At 57.5% G+C, this 1,596-nt stretch carries 1 protein-coding gene; it reads right to left on the bottom strand.

The window, feature by feature from the left end:
- A partial coding sequence (locus tag RNA01_RS23165; protein ID WP_147182436.1) for a VirB4 family type IV secretion/conjugal transfer ATPase occupies nt 1–1,596 on the bottom strand: 1,596 nt, incomplete at both ends.

Raw genomic sequence — 1,596 nt, 5'->3', positions numbered from 1 at the left:
AACGCTCTGCGTCCGAAATTGATTGAGTGGCAAGAACGACGGCGCAGTTTGCCTTTCGCAGCACCTTCAGCCACTCGCGTATCTTGTCGCGGAAAACCGGGTGACCGAGCATCAGCCACGCCTCATCGAGAATGATAAGGCTTGGTGCCCCCGTTAGCCGCTTTTCGATACGTCGAAACAGATAGGTCAGCACTGGCACGAGATTTCGCTCGCCCATATTCATCAGTTGCTCGATCTCGAAGCACTGGAATTGACCGAGGGTCAGCGAATCCTGTTCAGCGTCGAGAAGCTGGCCCATGTGGCCGTCAACAGTATAGTGGTGCAACGCATCCTTGATCTCCCGCATCTGAACGCCACTCACAAAATCCGACAGCGACCGGCCTGGCGCCCCCGCCATCAAACCGATCTGCCGAGATATGGCGTTTCGGTGGTCCGGGGTGACCGTGACACCCTGCAGGGAGACGAGTGTTTCGATCCATTCGGAAGCCCAGGCGCGGTCGATATCGGTCGAGAGATCGGAGAGAGGGCAAAAGGCAAGCTTAGCCCCCTCTCCTGCCTCGCCGCCGATTTCATAGTGATTGCCATCCACGGCCAGCGTCAGCGGCAGAATAGAGTTGCCTTTGTCGAATGCGAAAACCTGCGCACCCTTATACCGGCGAAATTGCGCTGCGATGAGCGCGAGAAGCGTTGACTTGCCGGAACCGGTTGGTCCGAAAATAAGCGTATGTCCGACATCATCCACGTGAAGGTTCAGTCGGAAGGGTGACGATCCGGAAGCCACCTGTGTCAGTGGCGGCGCGTCGGGTGGATAAAACGGGCAGGGCGCAAGCGGACTGCCCGACCAGACGGAATTGAGAGGGATCAGGTCTGCGAGGTTGCGGGTGTTTATCAGCGGTTCCCGGATGTTGCAGTACCAGTTGCCTGGCAGGCTCCCGAGGAACGCGTCCGTCGCATTCAACGTCTCGATCCGCGCCCCAAATCCTTCAGCCTGGATTAGCCGTCGAACGGACTCGGTTTTATTGGCAAGATTTTCTCTGCTCTCGTCGAATAGAATGATCATCGGCGTGTAGTAGCCATAGGCGACCAGCTGTGAAGATGCCTCGGCGATCGCGTCTTCAGTTTCCGCGACCATGGCCATTGCGTCCTGGTCAACGGATCGGCTTTGCGTCTGGAAAAGTTGGTCGAAAAACGGCCGTACTTTTTGCTGCCATTTCTTGCGCGTGCGTTCCAACCGCTGCTTTGCCTCCTCAGCATCCAGAAAGATGAAGCGCGACGACCAGCGGTAGGTGAGCGGTAAGAGATCGAGGCTGTTGAGGATGCCTGGCCAGCTCTCGGCCGGTAAACCGTCGATCGCAATCACGCCCAGGAAACGGCTTTCGACCTTCGGGGTAAGGCCATGCTCCAGCTCCGCGGTCGCCAGCCAATCTAAATACATGGGAATTTCAGGTAGACGGACTGGGTGGTTTTCACCGGTGATGCAGAACCGGATGAACTGGAACAGCTCATCGTAGCGGGCAATGCGGGTGCCACCGCCTTCCGGCACCTCACGCGTCCGCATACGCTCAATGGAGATGACGTTGCCGAGGTATTGCTCAA

Origin of the sequence: Paenirhizobium naphthalenivorans (assembly GCF_007992095.1) — a bacterium.
In the GTDB taxonomy this organism is placed as follows: domain Bacteria; phylum Pseudomonadota; class Alphaproteobacteria; order Rhizobiales; family Rhizobiaceae; genus Allorhizobium; species Allorhizobium naphthalenivorans.
Note: the sequence above shows the minus strand (reverse complement) of the source record. Positions and strands in the feature narration are given on the sequence as shown.